This window comes from Streptomyces sp. ISL-1 (assembly GCF_018614585.1).
Lineage (GTDB): Bacteria > Actinomycetota > Actinomycetes > Streptomycetales > Streptomycetaceae > Streptomyces > Streptomyces maoxianensis.
In genome coordinates this window covers 216,468-233,265 of sequence record NZ_JAGGOI010000031.1, presented here as the reverse complement: position 1 = coordinate 233,265, position 16,798 = coordinate 216,468, and the positions used below count along the sequence as shown (strand labels likewise).

At 68.2% G+C, this 16,798-nt stretch carries 15 protein-coding genes; 8 read left to right on the top strand and 7 right to left on the bottom strand.

Features of this window, described 5'->3' with window-relative positions; genetic code table 11:
* Window positions 1-49: 49 nt before the first annotated feature.
* Together J7E87_RS22495 and J7E87_RS22490 are read left to right on the top strand one after the other, a co-directional pair.
* Window positions 50-910 carry a 3-hydroxybutyryl-CoA dehydrogenase gene (locus J7E87_RS22495; protein ID WP_215096291.1) on the top strand — a complete coding sequence of 287 codons (861 nt, stop codon included), beginning with the start codon at window positions 50-52 and terminating at the stop codon, window positions 908-910.
* A 118-nt stretch (window positions 911-1,028) separates the two neighbouring features.
* The gene (locus J7E87_RS22490; protein WP_215096290.1) at window positions 1,029-1,640 is read left to right on the top strand and encodes a TetR/AcrR family transcriptional regulator; all 612 of its coding nucleotides are present in this window, start codon (window positions 1,029-1,031) and stop codon (window positions 1,638-1,640) included.
* 253 nt (window positions 1,641-1,893) lie between these two features.
* Here the strand turns inward: J7E87_RS22490 and J7E87_RS22485 are convergent, their stop codons facing one another.
* A complete protein-coding gene (locus J7E87_RS22485) occupies window positions 1,894-2,124 on the bottom strand; it encodes a hypothetical protein (RefSeq protein WP_215096289.1) in 231 nt (76 codons plus the stop codon).
* Between the two features lie 11 nt (window positions 2,125-2,135).
* A complete protein-coding gene (locus J7E87_RS22480) occupies window positions 2,136-4,250 on the bottom strand; it encodes a DUF1996 domain-containing protein (RefSeq protein ID WP_215096288.1) in 2,115 nt (704 codons plus the stop codon).
* A gap of 730 nt (window positions 4,251-4,980) precedes the next feature.
* Here J7E87_RS22480 and J7E87_RS22475 point away from each other — a divergent pair.
* From J7E87_RS22475 to J7E87_RS22465, 3 genes are all read left to right on the top strand, one after another.
* Entirely contained in the window at window positions 4,981-6,657 is a 1,677-nt protein-coding gene (locus J7E87_RS22475; protein WP_215096287.1) for an FAD-dependent oxidoreductase, read from the top strand.
* On the top strand, window positions 6,654-8,111 hold the full coding sequence (locus J7E87_RS22470) for an ATP-binding protein (RefSeq protein ID WP_215096286.1): 1,458 nt from the start codon (window positions 6,654-6,656) through the stop codon (window positions 8,109-8,111). Before J7E87_RS22475 ends, J7E87_RS22470 begins: the two co-directional genes overlap by 4 nt.
* A 66-nt stretch (window positions 8,112-8,177) precedes the next feature.
* The gene (locus J7E87_RS22465; protein ID WP_215096285.1) at window positions 8,178-9,254 is read left to right on the top strand and encodes an NAD(+)/NADH kinase; all 1,077 of its coding nucleotides are present in this window, start codon (window positions 8,178-8,180) and stop codon (window positions 9,252-9,254) included.
* Window positions 9,255-9,508: 254 nt separating this feature from the next.
* On the opposite strand, the gene J7E87_RS22460 is transcribed toward J7E87_RS22465, so the two are convergent.
* A complete protein-coding gene (locus J7E87_RS22460) occupies window positions 9,509-10,084 on the bottom strand; it encodes a DUF421 domain-containing protein (protein WP_251017812.1) in 576 nt (191 codons plus the stop codon).
* Between the two features lie 894 nt (window positions 10,085-10,978).
* Between J7E87_RS22460 and J7E87_RS22455 the strand changes: the two genes are divergently transcribed.
* Window positions 10,979-11,305 (top strand): hypothetical protein, encoded by a 327-nt coding sequence (locus J7E87_RS22455; RefSeq protein ID WP_215096283.1) that lies wholly within the window; start codon window positions 10,979-10,981, stop codon window positions 11,303-11,305.
* A 588-nt stretch (window positions 11,306-11,893) separates the two neighbouring features.
* Here J7E87_RS22455 and J7E87_RS22450 read toward each other — a convergent pair.
* The 3 genes from J7E87_RS22450 to J7E87_RS22440 all read right to left on the bottom strand — a co-directional run bounded on the left by J7E87_RS22450 (window position 11,894) and on the right by J7E87_RS22440 (window position 14,054).
* Window positions 11,894-12,715, bottom strand: a complete 822-nt coding sequence (locus J7E87_RS22450) for a transporter substrate-binding domain-containing protein (protein WP_308313011.1) — start codon at window positions 12,713-12,715, stop codon at window positions 11,894-11,896.
* A gap of 98 nt (window positions 12,716-12,813) precedes the next feature.
* Complete coding sequence (locus tag J7E87_RS22445; RefSeq protein WP_215096281.1) at window positions 12,814-13,554, bottom strand: hypothetical protein; 741 nt, start codon at window positions 13,552-13,554, stop codon at window positions 12,814-12,816.
* The gene (locus J7E87_RS22440; RefSeq protein WP_215096280.1) at window positions 13,551-14,054 is read right to left on the bottom strand and encodes a hypothetical protein; all 504 of its coding nucleotides are present in this window, start codon (window positions 14,052-14,054) and stop codon (window positions 13,551-13,553) included. Before J7E87_RS22440 ends, J7E87_RS22445 begins: the two co-directional genes overlap by 4 nt.
* A gap of 373 nt (window positions 14,055-14,427) precedes the next feature.
* Here J7E87_RS22440 and J7E87_RS22435 point away from each other — a divergent pair, with 373 nt between their 5' ends.
* Window positions 14,428-15,015: a pyridoxamine 5'-phosphate oxidase family protein gene (locus tag J7E87_RS22435; protein ID WP_215096279.1), complete on the top strand. Its 588-nt coding sequence runs from the start codon at window positions 14,428-14,430 to the stop codon at window positions 15,013-15,015.
* Here J7E87_RS22435 and J7E87_RS22430 read toward each other — a convergent pair.
* A complete protein-coding gene (locus tag J7E87_RS22430) occupies window positions 15,010-15,366 on the bottom strand; it encodes an ATP-binding protein (protein WP_215096278.1) in 357 nt (118 codons plus the stop codon). The genes J7E87_RS22435 and J7E87_RS22430 overlap by 6 nt on opposite strands.
* A gap of 880 nt (window positions 15,367-16,246) precedes the next feature.
* Between J7E87_RS22430 and J7E87_RS22425 the strand changes: the two genes are divergently transcribed.
* Window positions 16,247-16,753, top strand: a complete 507-nt coding sequence (locus J7E87_RS22425) for a MarR family transcriptional regulator (RefSeq protein WP_215096277.1) — start codon at window positions 16,247-16,249, stop codon at window positions 16,751-16,753.
* The last annotated feature ends 45 nt before the right edge of the window (window positions 16,754-16,798 follow it).

Sequence of the window (16,798 nt, the reverse complement as noted above, 5' to 3'; positions counted from 1 at the left end):
GTCGGCCGCGGCGGGGCCCGCTCCCCTCACACGCTGTACAGGAGGACCAATGGACGACATCGAGCGGATCGGGGTCGTGGGCTGCGGCCTGATGGGGTCGGGTATCGCCGAAGTGTGCGCCCGGGCAGGACGGGACGTCGTGGTCCTCGAGACGAGTCACGCCGCCGCGGAAGCCGGGCTTCGGCGCATCAGCCGGTCCCTCGCTCGCGCCACCGCCGCCGGGAAGCTGTCCCCCACTGACCGGGACGCCGCGCTGGCCCGCATCGAGACGACCACGGACATGAACCGGATGGCGGACCGGGACCTGGTCGCGGAGGCCGTCGCCGAGAACGAAGCGGCCAAGGTGGACGTCTTCGCGCGCCTCGACGCGATCGTGCAGCGGCGGGACGCGATCCTGGCGACCAACACCTCGTCGATCCCCGTCATCCGCCTCGCCGCGGCCACCGCCCGCCCGCAGCAGGTGATCGGTCTGCACTTCTTCAACCCCGTCCCGGTATTGCCCCTGGTCGAGTTGGTCCCGTCGCTGCTCACCGACGAGAGCACGGTACGGCGGACGAAGGAGTTCGCCTCCGGGGTTCTGGGCAAGCAGGTGGTACGCGCCCGGGACCGGGCCGGCTTCATCGTGAACGCCCTTCTCGTCCCCTACCTGCTGGCCGCGGTCCGGATGGTCGAGTCGGGCACTGCGTCCGTCGAGGACATCGACCGTGGCATGATCCTGGGCTGCGCCCACCCGCTCGGTCCGCTCGCGCTCATCGATCTGATCGGGCTGGACACCACCCAGGCGATCGCTGAGTCGATGTACGAGGAGTTCCGCGAGCCGCTGTACGCGCCCCCGCCGCTGCTGGCCCGCATGGTGGACGCGGGCATGCTCGGGCGTAAGTCGGACCGCGGCTTTCACACCTACCGGTGAGCGCCGCACCGTGCCGGAGCGGCCGAAGAGACCGGAGGGAGATACGAGAAGATGGAACGCGGGGGACCCGGTATCCCACCGACCACGACGCCGCCGAGCCGACCCAGGGAGTACCAACGTGACGAAGGCCGAACGCACGCGTGAGACGCGTGAGCGGATTCTCGCCGCGGCGTGCGAGGTGATCGCCGAGGTCGGCTTCGAGAAGATCCGGATGTGGATGGTGGCGAAGCACGCGGGGGTGTCAACGGCGCTGCTGCACTACCACTTCGAGACCCGCGAGAAACTCTTCACCGAGGCGATGACGTACTCCTTCGCACAGACCGGGACCGAGCTCGACAGGGACGCGGGCTCGGTGCCGGCCTCTGTCATTCTGGCGCGGATCCTCAACAGTCTGCTCCCCACCGATCCGGAGCTGCGGCAGGACTGGCGGCTCTGGCAGGAGCTGTGGGTTCGGGCCCTGCGTGACGATTCGGCGCAGCACCTGGCCATCGATCTGTACGGTCAGCTGCACACCTGGGTCGCGGAGGCGCTGCAGCGGGGCATCGACTCGGGAGAGTTCGCACCCTGCGACATCGATACGACGACCACGCTGCTGCTCGCCCTGTGCGACGGCTTCGGCATCCGCCTGATGCTGGCCGACTCCCGGGTCAGCCTGGAGGCGGCGAAGGGTGCCATCTGGGGTGTGGTGGCCGACGCTCTCGGGGTGCCCGCGAAGTTCCCGGCTCTGTGAGGCCGACCGGTTCGACACAGGGCAAGGTTCTGCCGCTCTGCTTGGCCGCGACGTACGGAACCGACGCACCCGTGGCGTAACCGCCTGCCGTACTACTGGTGTTGACGATGGAGCCGGGCTCGCAAGGGCGGCCGGGCGCCGGCCGTTGCGGCAATCGGCGCGGCCGCTGCTCGCGGGGTCAGGTGGCGATGAAGGACGGCAGGAATGGCCCCGCCCGCTTACGGGCGGGGCCATCGTGCGGCTTACCGGATCGCTACCGGACCGGTGTTCCGCCGGCCGCCGTGCTCGGCGCCGGGGAATAACCGGTGGGCCGCGTGGTGAAGGTCTCCCGGCCCTGGGTCACGGGACGGGCGGATTCCGGATGGAGCCTGCGCGTCACCGCTTCGATCACCTGCTGATCAAGTCCCATCAGTTGCCGGGCGGCCTCGACACCGGAGCCCCCGGCCGGACCTGCGAACTCCAGGTCCGGCCAGGGCCGGGGCACAGTCGGCATCATCAATGCCGGGCGGGCTCACGTCGGTTGCGGGTGCGCAGGAGCACGATGCCCACGATCAGCAGCACGGCTCCGGCCACGGAGGGCCACAGCTGAGCACCGGTGGCGGCGAGTCCGCCGCGGTCGCCCTGCGGCTCGCCGCCGGCCTGGGTTTCGCTGCCGGCCTGGGTTCCATTCCCGGTCTGCGACTCGCCGCCGGTGCCGGGCGCCGGGGTGCTCCCACCAGTATCCGGCGTTGCCTGCGTACCGGACGTGCCCTTGCCCGACCCGGTGAGCACCCCGGGCTGCTGAGCACCGCCCGCTGTGTCCGGCTTGGCCTGACCGCCAGTTGTGCCCGCACCCGCGCCGGTCGTGCCCTCCGGCTCCTGCACGTCACCCGTGGCGTCCGGCTGGGCCTGCCCACCGGTATTCCCGGCGTCGGGACCGCCGGTCGTGGGTATGCCTCCATCGCCGGCCGACGGGTCCGCAGGCTTGCCGGGCTCAACCGGATCACTGGGCTCGGCGGGCCGGCCGGGGTCTGCGGGGTTCTCGGTCTCGCCGGGCTCCGCCGGATCGCCAGGGTCCGCGGAGTTCCCAGGCTTGGTGGGCTCAGCAGGGTCCTCGGGGGCGCCGGGGTTCCCGGGCTCGCTGGGCTCGCCGGGTTCGCCGGGTTTGGCAGGGCCGTCGGGCCCGCACTCGCGGCCCTCGTTGATGCAGTCCACCAGGTCCCGCATGAGGCTGTCGTCGAAGACGTTGATGAAATCGCCGTGGTCGGTGACCGGCTTGTGCAGTTGCTCCGGGAAGGAGTCGACCGCGAACGCGGCCCGGTTGTTTCCGTCGAAGACCGGGGGCGGAACGTCGTAGACGATGCGTTGCATCAGCTGCGGAATGGCCCGGAAACCGTTCTGGCAGCGGCCGTTCTCATCCGCGAAGGCGACATGGGTCCGGTGATTGGCGCTGTCGGTGTTCTGGCCGTCCCAGCAGCTCTGGAACTTGAACGACCGGACGACCTTGCTGCCCTGCGGGCAGAGTGGGTACTTGTCCTTCAGCTGACGGTCCTCGAATCCGGTGCAGCTCCAGGACGCGTTGGCGTTCGCGTTGCCGTTGACGAAAGCCTTGGCGTCACCGGTGATGATCCGCAGGAATCGCGGCATCGCCGTGACCTTGGAGACCGGACTTCCCACGAAGTTCAGCGTCACCTGTGCCGGCGTCAGGATCGTTCCGACATTCTTGTCCTTGCCGCCGCCGTCGGCCTGGGCATCGTTCTCGTCCTGTCCGTTCTGCAGTCGCAGGACCGGCCAGTAGTAGGTCGACCTGTCGCCCTGGTCACGGCAGGTGGTGGCACCGCCGGCGAGATCGTCGTCGCTCGCGAACGCGTCGTTCGCCTGGTTGCCCACATAGTCGTGCATGTGGTGCGCGCCGTTGCTCACACCGGGGGCGACGATCACATTGTCCGGGTTGAACTTGCCGTTCTCGTTGCGGCCGCAGTCCGTGGCGAAAGTGCCGCGTGAGGCGTCGCCGAGTTCGCGGGGGGTTCGCACATTCGGCTGGACGGACGCGATGTCGACGAAGTCGGACGCCTCGGGACCGTTGCCGGCCTGACCGCCGCTGCCCTGGTCGCCGCCACCGTCACCGTTTCCGTTGTCCTGGCCACCGTCACCGGTGTTCTGCCCGTCGCCCTGGTCCTGGCCGTTGCCCTCACCGCCGCCGGCGCCATCCGCGTCATCCACCTGCAGGGTGCATGGGGCCATCGCCTCCAGTCCCTGCGGGCGCTGCCCGGCCACACGGCCGAGGGCTGTGGCGATGCGGTCGATGCTCGCCGTGCGCTTGCTCTTCAGCGGTTCGAGGACGGCGTCCCGGGCGAACTGTGGGTCCCGCTCGATCTGTTCCTTCTGGTCGACGAACCCCTCGTACGCCTCGGTGATCTGGCTGTCCAGCGTGGCCAGTTCGCGGTCAACCTCCGGCCTCGCCGCATCCGGCACCTCGGGGAGCCCGTTCGCGACCTCGGGGCACTTGATGGTGGAAGGTCCGGCACCGAGGGTCTGCGTCTGCTCGTTCCGGCCGTCGGACCGGAGTCCCCATCCCTCGCCGGCGGCGGCATAGGAGTTGACCGCGATCAGTCCACCCCCGCCCAGCATCAGCGCGATCGAGGCAGCGACGACTCTTCTGCCACTCTTTGAGCGTCTTCGTGAGGTGGGCGTCAAGGGAACTCCTGTGCATCGCGGTGGGGGCTGAGCCGTGTTACATACGTAAGCGGCCCCTGGCGTGTTCAACGCACACGGCAATTCATAGGAACCTCCAGCATGGGCGGCTGAGAAGGCGTCAGAAGGCAGCCCGGAGCAGTCGGCGGCGGGGAGACGGGGCGGGCGCCACGCATGTGCCGGGCATGACGTCTGTTGCCGAGCACACCGAGGCCGACGGCAAGATGGACTCTCACGTCATGTACCAAGTCAAAGGAACCGCAGGCCCCGTCCGAGCACGGCACCCCGCTCCACCGACTCCTGCGCCTTCCCGCTGGAACGCAGCGGCAGGCACTCGGCCGGCGGGCGGCGGGAAGGCCACATCAATTGCGTCGACGGCTGCCGCTGCATTCTGGCGGACAGTCGAACAGCCGCATCCGGCGCATTCCGCGTGCGGCCACAGCTCGACACCATCGGCGGCCGCAGCTACGCGAGAGTCTCTGCAATGCCCGGTCAGCGTGCGGCGCCCCCACAGCGGGAATGAGCGACCGCTGCCTACGATGCGGGCAGCGCCTCTGGGTTTCGGAGCGAAGCGGGACGATCGACCTTACGATGGGCGTACACCGGCGTAGCGCGCTTTGGAGCGGGCACGCCGGGGCGGATGCCCCTCAGTTCGGGTGGAAGACGCATGGCACAGGCTGCCAACCCAGCGCGGACCGTCATCCTGACCGTGGACGACGACCCCGGGGTGTCGCGCGCCGTGGCCCGTGACCTGAGGCGTCGCTACGGCGAGACGTACCGGATCATGCGTGCCGAATCCGCCGAGTCAGCTCTGGATACGCTGCGTGAGCTCAAGCTGCGCGGCGATCTCGTGGCAGTGATCCTGGCCGACTACCGCATGCCACACATGAATGGCATCGAATTCCTGGAGCAGGGTCTCGACATATACCCCGGCGCACGCCGGGTGCTGCTGACCGCCTACTCGGACACCGACGCGGCTATCGACGCAATCAACATCGTCGACCTCGACTACTACCTTCTCAAGCCCTGGGACCCGCCCGAGGAGAAGCTCTATCCGGTCCTGGACGATCTGCTGGAGACCTGGCGGGCCAGCGACCACCGGCCCGTTCCCATCACCAAGGTCGTCGGTCACCGCTGGTCGTCGCGCTCGTGGAAGGTACGGGAGTTCCTGGCCTGCAACCAGGTGCCCTACCGCTGGTACTCGGCCGACGAGCCCGAGGGCCGGCGCCTGCTCGTCGCTGCCGAGCAGAACGGCGAGCGGCTCCCACTTGTGATCACCCCGGACGGCACCGTACTCGTCGAGCCCGACGACCCGGAGCTCGCAGCGCGGGTGGGACTGGCCACGACCCCGGCAGCGGATTTCTACGACCTCGTCGTCATCGGCGGCGGCCCCGCCGGGCTCGGCGCGGCCGTCTACGGCGCGTCCGAGGGCCTGCGAACCGTGCTGGTGGAGCGCTCGGGAACCGGCGGGCAGGCAGGCCAGAGCTCACGGATCGAAAACTACCTCGGCTTTCCGGACGGCGTGTCCGGAGCCCAGCTCACCGACCGGGCCCGGCGCCAGGCAGCCAAGTTCGGCGCCGAGATCCTCACCGCACGCGAGGTGACCGGACTGGAGATCAACGGCGCCTCGCGCACCATCCGGTTCTCGGACGGTTCCACCATCGCCGCGCACAGCGTGATCCTGGCGACCGGTGTGACCTACCGGCAGCTGGAGGCGCCCGGCGTCGCCCGCCTGACGGGGTCGGGGATCTACTACGGCTCAGCGCTGACCGAGGCTGCCGCATGCCAGGGGCAGGACGTGTACATCGTGGGTGGCGCCAACTCCGCCGGTCAGGCGGCCGTCTACCTGGCCCGGCGGGCGAAGTCCGTCACTCTCCTGGTACGCGGCACTTCCCTGTCGGCCACGATGTCGCACTACCTGATCCAGCAGATCGAGGACACGCCCGACATCACGGTGCGCACCCGCACCGTCGTCGAGACCGCGCGCGGCCCCGACCATCTCGAGCAGCTCACCCTGCGTGACGCTTCGGCGGGCCACACCGAACTCGTCGACGCCCAAATGATGTTCGTGTTCATCGGTGCCGCCCCGATGACCGACTGGCTCGAGGGGACGGTGCTCAGGGACTCCCGCGGATTCATCATGGCCGGGCCCGACCTCACCTCCGACGGGCATCCGCCCGCGGGATGGGAGCTGGACCGGCCGCCCTATCACCTCGAGACCACCATTCCCGGCGTGTTCGTGGCGGGAGACGTGCGGGCCGAGTCCGCCAAGCGCGTCGCGTCCGCTGTCGGGGAAGGAGCCATGGCGGTCATGCTCGTGCACCGATACCTGGACCAGTCATGACGCGGCAGCCAAATCCCTGCAGCCAGGAAGAACTCGGCTCGCTGTTTCTGTTCGAAAAGCTCGATCCCGAGCAGCTCGCGCGGCTGTGCCGCGAAGGTCATGTGGAAACCTTCGAGCCGGGGCCCGTCTACACGGAAGGGGATGCGGCCGCCTGCTTCTACGTGTTGCTGGAGGGCACGGTCGTCCTGTCCCGGCGGGTCGGGGCCGACGACGTGGAGATTACTCGGACTTCCAGCCGCGGCGTGTACGCGGGAGCCTTCCAGTCCTACCTCGGCGACCGGGTACAGCAGGTCTATACCACCTCCCTGCGGGTCACGGATCCCTCGCGGTTCTTCGTCCTGTCCGCCGAGACCTTCGCCACCATCATGCGCGAGTGGTTCCCCATGGCCGTACACCTGCTGGAAGGGCTCTTCCTGGGTACCGAAACCATGCGGCAGGCCGTCGGCCAGCGCGAACGGCTGCTCGCCCTCGGCTCGCTGTCGGCCGGCCTGACCCACGAACTCAACAACCCGGCCGCCGCGGCGGTACGGGCCACAGCAGCGTTGCGGGAACGGGTGGCCGGAATGCGGCACAAGCTCGGCATCATCGCCGCCGGCCCCTACCAGCGCGACACCCTGGAGACCCTTGTAGAGATCCAGGAGCGCACCGCCGACCAGGTCTCCAAAGCCACCCCCCTGAGCCCGCTGGAGGCTGCCGAACGTGAGGACGCCCTCTCCGACTGGCTCGACGACCACGGCATCGCGGGCGGATGGAACCTCTCGCCGACCTTCGTCCAGGCCGGTCTCGCCACCGACTGGCTGGACCAGGTCGCGGCCGCGGTGGACGAGCACACACTCGCAGGCGCCGTGCGGTGGCTGAGCTACACCGTCGAGACCGAGCTCCTCATGAACGAGATCCAGGACTCCACCGCCCGCGTCTCCCAGCTCGTCAATGCGGCCAGGCAGTACTCGCAGCTCGACCGCGCGCCCTACCAGGTCGCCGACGTACACGAACTCCTCGACAGCACCCTGCTGATGCTCTCCGGCCGGATGGGCCCCGGGATCAAGGTCGTCAAGGACTACGACCGCACACTGCCGAAGATCCCGGCCTACCCCGGCGAGCTGAACCAGGTATGGACGAACCTGATCGACAACGCGGTCTCCGCGATGAGCAGCACGGACAGTCAGGGCACGTTGACCGTGCGCACCGCGCTCGACCACGACCACCTCCTCGTCGAATTCCGCGACACGGGCCCCGGGGTTCCCGCCGACATCCGCGACCGGATCTTCGACCCGTTCTTCACCACCAAGCCGGTGGGTGAGGGAACCGGTCTCGGCCTGGACATCTCCTGGCGCGTCGTCGTCAACAAGCACCACGGCGGCCTGGAGGTCCACTCCGAGCCGGGCGACACCCGCTTCCAGGTGCGCCTTCCACTCACCGCCGCGGACACCGACACCTCACAGGAACACTCATGAGTGCCCTGAACGGAATCGCCCCTGTCCCGGCGGGCCGCGTCGCACTCACACATAAGGAGACGGAACATGGCAGTGGCACGAGTCGGACTCGTGGTCCACGAAGGGCACCCTGAAGCTGTCGATGCAGCCCGGGTGGTTCGTGCCTGGTGCGACAGCCGCGGCGTCCGCTGCACGGACATAGACCTGTGGCGCGTAGGCGAACGGCGGCACAGCGCCCAAGAGGAACTCGATGCCGCAAGCGACCCCGACCTCATCGTCACCTTGGGAGGAGACGGCACGTTCCTGCGCGGCGCCCGCCTGGCCGCCGCGAACGATGCCCTTGTGCTCGGTGTCGATCTCGGACGCGTGGGCTTCCTGACCGAGGTACCCGTCCAGGACGTACGACTGGCACTGGACGCCGTCCACGAGGAACGCGTCACCATTGACAGCCGCATGCTGCTCACGATGCGCGCCTCGTGCCCCCTGGAACTGCCCGACGGCATGGAATCCCTACTGCGCTACGGCCGCGGCCCGCTTCTGCCACCACCCCCTGTACGCGCAGAATGCGAAGTGGGCGGCGGCTGGGGTATCGCCTTGAATGCGACCGCGCTCAACGACGTCGTCCTCGAGAAGCTAGCGCGAGATCATCAGGTATCGGTAGGCGTCTACCTCGCTGGGAGACTGCTGGCCTCATACTCTGCCGACGCGGTCATGGTCGCTACACCAACCGGCTCGACCGCCTACAGCTTCGCCGCCGGCGGACCGGTCATCTCGCCACGCGCCGAGGCACTGGTATTCACCCCCGTCGCTCCCCACATGGCCTTCAACCGCTCCGTCATCGCCGCCCCCGACGAACCCATCGCACTGCGCCTCCTCGAACGCTCAGGCCACGCAGCGGTCAGCATCGACGGCCAACTGGGCGGCGTACTCCGGCCCGGAGAGTGGATCGGCGTCTATGCCGCACCGCGCCCCCTCCGAGCCGTAAGGCTCGGGCCCACCGACTTCTACGGACGTCTGCGCGAGCGAATGAGGCTGACCGACGCCCCAGCGGCGGCCGCCGACGGGGAAGCCGCACCGCTGTGGCCGCAAAACACTCCAGCACCACCCGACCTGGCGCACTTGAGCCTGCCGCCCGTCCAAACCGCCGACTACCCACTCCAGTGATCGATGCGGCGGTCCTCGCAGTGAAAGGGGGGTCGCCAAGGCCGCCGGACTGGCCGGGTCAGCCTGTGGAGCGTAAGTAGGACCGGGACTCATCCCGGCACAGCGCGTCGAAGCAGGAACCCACCGAGACGGTCAGCGACCATGGCAGGAATCCCCGCCCTTGAAGCGGAGAGCGGAAGTCCATGGTGGCGCCGAAACCCACCCCCTGACAGAACTGCCCGCAGACCTCCAGCGCCTGGGCGGAAGGGGGTGCGTCAGTTTGGCCCCCCGGCGGAACCGGATCCGGGACCGAGGTGTGCGAGCTCCTGCCGCAGGGCGGCGATCTCGGCTCGTAGCGCGGCGACGTCGTTCTTGTCAGCGGCCTGGTCGCCCTCGCGCAGGCTGACCAGCAGCGAACCGCCCGGCTCCAGGCTGACCGCGGTGGTCTCGGAGACATCGTCGCCGCCCTGCCGTTTCACCGCGACATCCAGGTCCGCGCGGCTCAGTCCGCTGCGTTTGACCGCTGAGGGCAGCCACTGCCCGTCGCGCGCGAGAACGACGGGCGATCCCTCGAGCAGGCGGCCGAACCGGCTGGACAGCGAGGCTACCCGGACCAGGAGGGCGTTCACCACGAGCAGTACGGCAGCCCCGAAGGCGGCTCCGGCCACGGAATTGTCGGGACCGATGATGGCGTTCTGCACCACGTTGGCCAGCAACAGCATGACTACCAGATCAAAGGTATTGAGCTGAGCGAGATCCCGTTTCCCGCCCCACCGGAGCAGCACCAGGATCACGAGATAGACCAGCACGGTGCGCACTGCCTTCTCGCCGTACGGGATGCCCGCACTCATCAGGTCATGCCACATCGCGCCTCCCGCGCCTCTTCGGTCCGCCGACTTGCTCATCGGTAGCTTGCCCAAACTCTCTTGACCGGCCATCAGGCAGCCGGGTCGACTCTCACCCCGGGCTCGATGAGGCAGACCGCCCCCGTCATTGCGGAGCGTGCACGGCAGGACGGGGTATGCGGCAGCGGAGCAGCGTGAGGTACCCCCAGGCGCGACCGCCTCGCTGGGACCTGCCCCCCGGCCGAGAGGAAGGCCGCGCACCGCCCGTCGTACTCCGGCACTCCGGCACTCCGCGGAACCGGAACGCGGCGGTAGCGAGCTGAGACGCACCCGACTCCAGGACGCGATGAGCGGGCCGGCGCCCGCTCCCCCGTCGGCGCGACACTCGGCGGCACGGGCTTCCGGGCAGGCGGCACGGACATGCAGCCCGTCACAGAGACAGGCACCGCCAGGCGCAGGCAGGATCCGCGGACGCATCCGCCCAGCCTCTCGTGGCACCCACCAGCCGGGCTGCGGTACACGTCCGGGTCACCGGCACGAGTGATCGCCGGGACTCCGACGCAAGAGAAGGCCCCGGCTGAGGACTTGAGGAGGCCTGCCGGGGCCGTACGTGGTGACTGGCGGAGGGCGGTCGCCTCTCGGCGAAAGGCTCCATGGGGCTTCAGCCGAACGATCTTCCCCATGGGCTATAGGTAGGGCCCGGGGACACTGTCCCCTCCGCAGCCACACATAGAGGAACCGCGAGCCGCTCCCGATTGTTCCCTCTGCGCCAATCCGTACGCAGCTTCCCCGGACCGCGTCCCGCACCACAGGGTCTCGAGGCCGGGGCGGAGCAGCTCCCCGCGCCACCCGCCGCCGCCGCTCGTACGGCTGGTCACGGGGCCGGTAGGTGGACCGCAGATGCCATCCCGGCTCTCAACCGCGATCGAATCCGCCCTGGTCAGCATCCCTCTCCAGGCGGAGCCCACCACAAAGTCCCACGCCATCGGCTTCCGGCAAAACCACGTCGAAGACTTCGCCCGGGTGCGGAACCGGAAGATCCGCAAGGCGTGCGGGCAGCGGATGCGGCAGCACGAGACCGGACGCAGCCGGGAGCCCCCGATGGGGCCCTCACCGAGGTCGCTGACGCCGATCCGGACAACCCTGCCGCTGGAGCACCCCGGCGCGATCGAGGTGGTCGGTTTCAACGCGTACGAGTCGATCAACGATCAGCTTGGCAGCTCGTAGTATCTGGCAGCCAAAGGGGATCTCGCTGCCAAGCCCTGCTCGCTCGTCGTCAAGGCGCTCCAGCCGAGGAGACAGCCGCCAGGCCCAACGTTCACAGGACCCGGCTTGGCCAAGGGCGAGGGGCTGGTGCTGGTGCTGGTGCTGGTGCTGGTGCTGGTGCTGGTGCAGCTGGCCCCCGACGAGGTCCGCTCCCCCACCCCAGGCGTACCGCTCGCCGAGACCAGCCGGTGGTTCGGTCCGGCGCCCGCCTCCCGCTTGCGCGTACCGCCCCGGCGGTCGTGCAGCGCGGACTCGCACCGCGCGGTCCACGGGGCGGCCGGTCAGGCTTTCGGAACGGTGCCCAGCGGGCCCGGCCTCGTAGCCCGGCCCACGACAACCGACCTGTCTGGTCGGATGGCGGCACCTGTCCGAGAACGCGGCCGATATGTGCCCCACTGCCCCACTCGACCCGGACAAGGACTCACTACCCCAGGTAGTCAGGCGCAGAGCAGCCAACTGACGGTCAGTCCGATGACGAAGACAAGCAGGTCTGCGGGGGGATGGGGTTGCCGCCCGCGGAGGCGCGCGGCCCCGGGCGGCCCGGAGCCGTCAGGGACTCGCCTTGTCACGGCACGATCGGGCATCGATGGCGTCGGTGCTCGGTTTGTGCTCGTTGATCCGTTCAGGGTCGCCTTCCGCGAGGAGAGGCAAGGAGGTGTCGATGTCCTTGCTCCAAGTACTGCTGCCCACGTATGTCTTCAGCCACGCGGCGAGCTCGAGGCAGTCCCCGCGGTGCCCCTTCGGTATCCCGATCCCGTAGTACTGCGGCGCTCCCACCTTCAGGTCCGGCACGACACGCAAGCCGTCCTTGGCATGGTGCTGGGCGAAGCCGTAGAGGATCGTCTGGTCCGTGGACACGGCGGCAACCTGACCGCCGAGGAGAGCCTCGATGCAGTCGGAAGCGTCATCCTTGACCACTGGCTCCCACTCCGAGGTGATCCTGGTGTCGTCCACGGTCTCCTGGGACGTGGTTCCGTCCCATGTGCAGACGCGCTTGCCGCGCAGATCGTCCATTGTCTGCACGTCGGCGCCGTCCGGTCCCACAAGGAAGCCCTGCCACGTCTTCAGGTAGGGACCGACGAAATCGATCTCGAGCATGCGCTGCGGGGTTATGGAGAAGGAAGCGATCGTCATGTCGGCGCGCTTTGAGACCAATTGAGCTATACGGTCCCGGGACGACACCGGGACCGGGTCGCTGAACTCGACGTCCAGCTCTTCTCTGACGTGCTTGAACAGCAGATAGTCCAGTCCGGAATGGCCGTGGTCGTCGACGTAGGACAGACCTGGCAGGTCGTTGTGCATCGCGACGGTGACTCTCTCTCTGCCGAGGAACTCGGGTTCCGGCTCCGCGGAACACGAGAGCAGCCCCACGAGGGCGAAGAGTGAGACGGCGACTCCTGGCGTGAGACGCGAGGAAGACGGCCGGATGCGCCTTTGGGTTAAGGGAATTCGAGACATGGCCGGCCCTTTCAGTCATGGAGTGCCGCTTCGGCCACGGACACACTCATGCGACATCCGTCCTCGGTCAGCAGGTCGACGTCGACGACAATCCGGTCCCGCAGACCGCCCAGCGGGAACTCGACCGGCTGTCCACTCGTGACGTCGGCAACGAGGGTGTTCGCGTTGTTGGGGAGCTGGAGCGCCATCTCGGTGTCAGGGGTGCACGACTGTGCTCCCGGTACTGCGTCCGCGACCGTCAGCACCAGGCGCAGCTGAGCGCGCTCCGGGGGCGCATTCACCACGACGCGCAGTCTTGATCCATTCGTTCCCGTGGCAGGCGAGATGCGCGTGCGGCCCGTCACATCGACCTCGCCGTGGTCCGCGAGGTGATCCATTCCCACGATCCCGAGGACCGCCAGCAGCAGCGACCCTCCTGTCATCAGCGCGCGCCACACGGCGGACGAGTCGCGGCTGCCCACACCGATCACCCGGCAGAAGGCCACGACCACCGCGGTGCCGATGGCGACGTATACCCAGAAGAACTGATCCGTCGGCCCTCCAGGAGCGATGATCAGAGCGACCGCGCCCAAGGTGATCACCAGGAAGAACGGTGGCCAGTTCCAGCCGCTCCAGCGTTTGACGTTGCCGATGAATTCGGCGGGATCGCCCACGAACACGCTGAGGAAGAGCTTGCCGACCTTACCGATGGCGGGTGCGCCCTCGCCATGGGACGCGACCTGTACATCGTCACCACGGCGGTCGTCGGTCAACTGCGGGCCTCCCGCTCCGGGCGGGGGTTGTAAGTGAAGTTCGCCGTGTGGACCTTGCCAATTGCGGCCGCGCCCTCGCCGTGGGAAGTCACATGGAACGTGTCACCCGAGTGGTACGTCTCATGCGCCCGCTCGATGTGCCGACTGAGGGCCTCGGCACTCAAGTCGCCTTCCTCGACGAGCCATTTCCCGACGGCAGCTGCCAGAATCTTTCGGTCCTCGCCCTCGAGACGCTCGATGACCGCGACCGCATCCGTTTCCTGCGGCGTCTGTGGCGGATCGTCGGCTCCGCGGTTCAACAGCCGGGCCAGAAACCTCTGGCCACGATCCACTGCACTGTCCGCGATCCTCGTCTGAGCCGACTCAACCACGGCGCCTGTGAAGGATGCGGCGGCGGTGCTGATGAACGGAGCGATGACAGCAGCAGCTGTCACTAACTCGGACATCCGTGATCTCCCCTCCTCGATCGCCGCCACCCTACTCAAAAGACTGTCGGACAAGGACGGAATTCGATCGACTCGTCCGGGCGGCACGGGCCGCGGATAAAGGTCATGATCCGGCGCAGGGGTGACGGGGAGCGAATCAAGTGGCTTGCCCCGCACCGGTTCCGCTGAAGGGCCGGCCATGAGAACGTCGGCTCACGTGTCACGCGCAACGTAGGCATTCTGTGGTGAGGGCCGCTGGGGCAGGTACCGAGCATTCCTCAGCGGGGAGCCTCCCGGCATAATCATGGCGGCGGCGGAGGCGCTCACGGCTTGGGGTGTTCCGCCGTCGCTGATCCATCACGGCCCGCCCGATATGCCCGTTTGAACGCTCCGCTGGAAACCGCTCACGTCCAACAAGAAGAGGCATACCTCCGTGACCCATCACCACATGCCCCACGGCTCTGCGGGGGAGCACGAGTTGCAGCGTCGGCTCGGCACCGAGGAGCAGGCCTCAGGCTTCTACGACCGCCAGGTGCACAGCGGGCTGACCCCGTCGATGCGCGAGTTCATAGGCCGCCAGAACATGGTGTTCCTTTCCACCGCCGACGCAATCGGCGCCTGCGACAGCAGCTTCCGCGCCGGCCCTGCCGGCTTCGTCAGCGTCCTGGACGACCGAACCCTCACATACCCCGAGTACCGCGGAAACGGTGTGATGGCCAGCGCCGGGAACATCACCGAGAACCCCCACATCGGCCTCATGTTTCTCGACTTCACGCACCATCACATCGGTCTGCACATCAACGGAACCGCACGACTGAACCGCGATGTGGACCAGCGGTCGGCCTACCCGCACCTCCCCCTCGACAGCGCACCCGGGCGGCGCGCGGACCTGTGGGTCCACATCGTGGTGGAAGAGGCGTACGTGCACTGCTCCAAACACATTCCCCATCTGGAGCCTGCACCGCGCAACCGCGGGACCTCCGGCGACCGTCCGAAGGACGCCGACTACTTCGTGACAGCACTCCTCGGCCTATGAGCAGAACCAACTCGCGCGCACCGTCTTGCCACTGGAGCCTCGCAGCACCTCGACGCTGCCGGCCAGATGCTGCACGATGGGCCAGCCCCGTCCGCCTGCCGCACCGAGGTCGGGCGCCCGGGAGACAGGTGGAGCCCAGCTGGAGTCCTCGACGTCCACAACCAGCCTCTGTCGTTGGACCTGGACCCTCAGCCGCCACCAACCGACCGTGTGCTTCGCGGCGTTGGTGACCAGTTCGGAAACCACCAGGACCACATCGTCGACGGCCGCGTGCGACCAGACCTGCCCGACGAATTCCGACGTGGCACGACGGGCATCGCCGATATCTGCATCCGCCGAGGTAATGATCATCACGCACCTTCCTCCGTTTCCGGAATGGCTTCCGCACGTCCTCGGAAACCGGGACTCATGTGCGGCGCCAGCGGTGAGTACTCTCCGTACGGCCTGCTTACTCACTCGCCTTCCCCTGTTCTCCCGCGTGACACCAAAGTCACGCACACGGTCGGCAGCAGCACGAAGCATCTATTCGGGGGGCTCAATCAAGTTCGGCAACGACGCGCCGAATTGGGAGTCGCTCACTACCGCGAGGCCAGAACCCACAGGCGGACCGCTGCGCCGCGTCTGCCGGCCTCAGGACCGGTCCCAGGCAGACCACCAGTCCGCCTCTCCGGCCCGGCGCCGTGCGCGGCGCCGTGCGCGGCGCCTCCCGCAGCCCGACCTGCGGACAGTACGGCTGAAGGTCGAACTCCTCGCGTCAGCACGAGCGGTCGGCATCAGCTGCCACCGCATCTCGGCAGCCAGGGTGAGCGGGCGCTGCGGCCGTGCTTCGCGTTGCACAGCCGTGTGGTGGCGGCGAGCTGCTCGAGCACATCTGGAGAATTACGTACCCCGGCAACGTGACCACAAAAACCCCACACCTGTCGCGTCGAACCGTCACAGGGAGGTACGCCGTGAACCGTGGAGTGGAAAGTTATGATTGTTGTGCGGAGAAGACTCTCCGGCCAGGCTCGATGTCACGATCATCGGTCGCTGTTGCAGCAAAGTAGCGCGCGAGGTTGACGCGGAGGGAGTACAGCAAGCCATGTGCCGGGGGCTCCGCGCAAAGCGAGTCCCACCCTCACGCGTCGTTCCACCCAACCAATAGCGCTTTCTGGAGAAATATGGAGAAGGGGACCCCGGCACAGGGCCGGCGCCACCGGCCGAGGACGTCTGATTCGGAGTGTCGCTAGATATGGAAGCGAACCCCGCTTCCCCTCAGAGCCGGCCGCAGGAAACCGCTCGGGCGGCGCGCGAGGTCATCGAGCTCCTTGAGGTGCTGTGGGAGCGCGGCAAGGACATGGCGTCCTCAACCCCCGTGTCGCCGTCCCAGCTTCGCGTGCTGTACAGCCTGGACCGGGAGGACGGCATCAACCTCCGTACGCTGGGCGAACTGCTGGGCTCCGCAGCGCCGTCGGTGAGCCGGCTGTGCGATCGGCTGGAGGCCCTCGGGTTCGTCCAGCGGCTGCCGAGCCCGGTCAGCCGACGGGAGCTGGAACTGCACCTGACCAGTAGCGGCAAGGCGTACTTGCGCGACCTGAGGGCACAGCGACAGGAGGCACTGCAGGCGGTGATCGCCGCGATGACGCCCTCGGAGCGTAAAGCGCTCCTGAAGGGGCTCGGCGGCTTCCAGGGCGCACTGGAGGGAGCAGGCGCTGTCCCACGGCGGAGACTGGCGGCCAAGGACGTCCGGTCCGCCTGACGTCGCCTGCAGAAGCGAACTGCTCCGCACCGCTCGCTCCATCAA

What these genes read in the sequence shown, in the direction of transcription:
- J7E87_RS22495 (WP_215096291.1), top strand. Translation starts at nt 50, where the DNA reads ATGGACGACATCGAGCGGATCGGGGTCGTGGGCTGCGGCCTGATGGGG.
- J7E87_RS22480 (WP_215096288.1), bottom strand. Translation starts at nt 4,250, where the DNA reads ATGCTGGGCGGGGGTGGACTGATCGCGGTCAACTCCTATGCCGCCGCC.
- J7E87_RS22475 (WP_215096287.1), top strand. Translation starts at nt 4,981, where the DNA reads ATGGCACAGGCTGCCAACCCAGCGCGGACCGTCATCCTGACCGTGGAC.
- J7E87_RS22470 (WP_215096286.1), top strand. Translation starts at nt 6,654, where the DNA reads ATGACGCGGCAGCCAAATCCCTGCAGCCAGGAAGAACTCGGCTCGCTG.
- J7E87_RS22465 (WP_215096285.1), top strand. Translation starts at nt 8,178, where the DNA reads ATGGCAGTGGCACGAGTCGGACTCGTGGTCCACGAAGGGCACCCTGAA.
- J7E87_RS22460 (WP_251017812.1), bottom strand. Translation starts at nt 10,084, where the DNA reads ATGAGTGCGGGCATCCCGTACGGCGAGAAGGCAGTGCGCACCGTGCTG.
- J7E87_RS22455 (WP_215096283.1), top strand. Translation starts at nt 10,979, where the DNA reads ATGCCATCCCGGCTCTCAACCGCGATCGAATCCGCCCTGGTCAGCATC.
- J7E87_RS22435 (WP_215096279.1), top strand. Translation starts at nt 14,428, where the DNA reads ATGCCCCACGGCTCTGCGGGGGAGCACGAGTTGCAGCGTCGGCTCGGC.
- J7E87_RS22430 (WP_215096278.1), bottom strand. Translation starts at nt 15,366, where the DNA reads ATGATCATTACCTCGGCGGATGCAGATATCGGCGATGCCCGTCGTGCC.
- J7E87_RS22425 (WP_215096277.1), top strand. Translation starts at nt 16,247, where the DNA reads ATGGAAGCGAACCCCGCTTCCCCTCAGAGCCGGCCGCAGGAAACCGCT.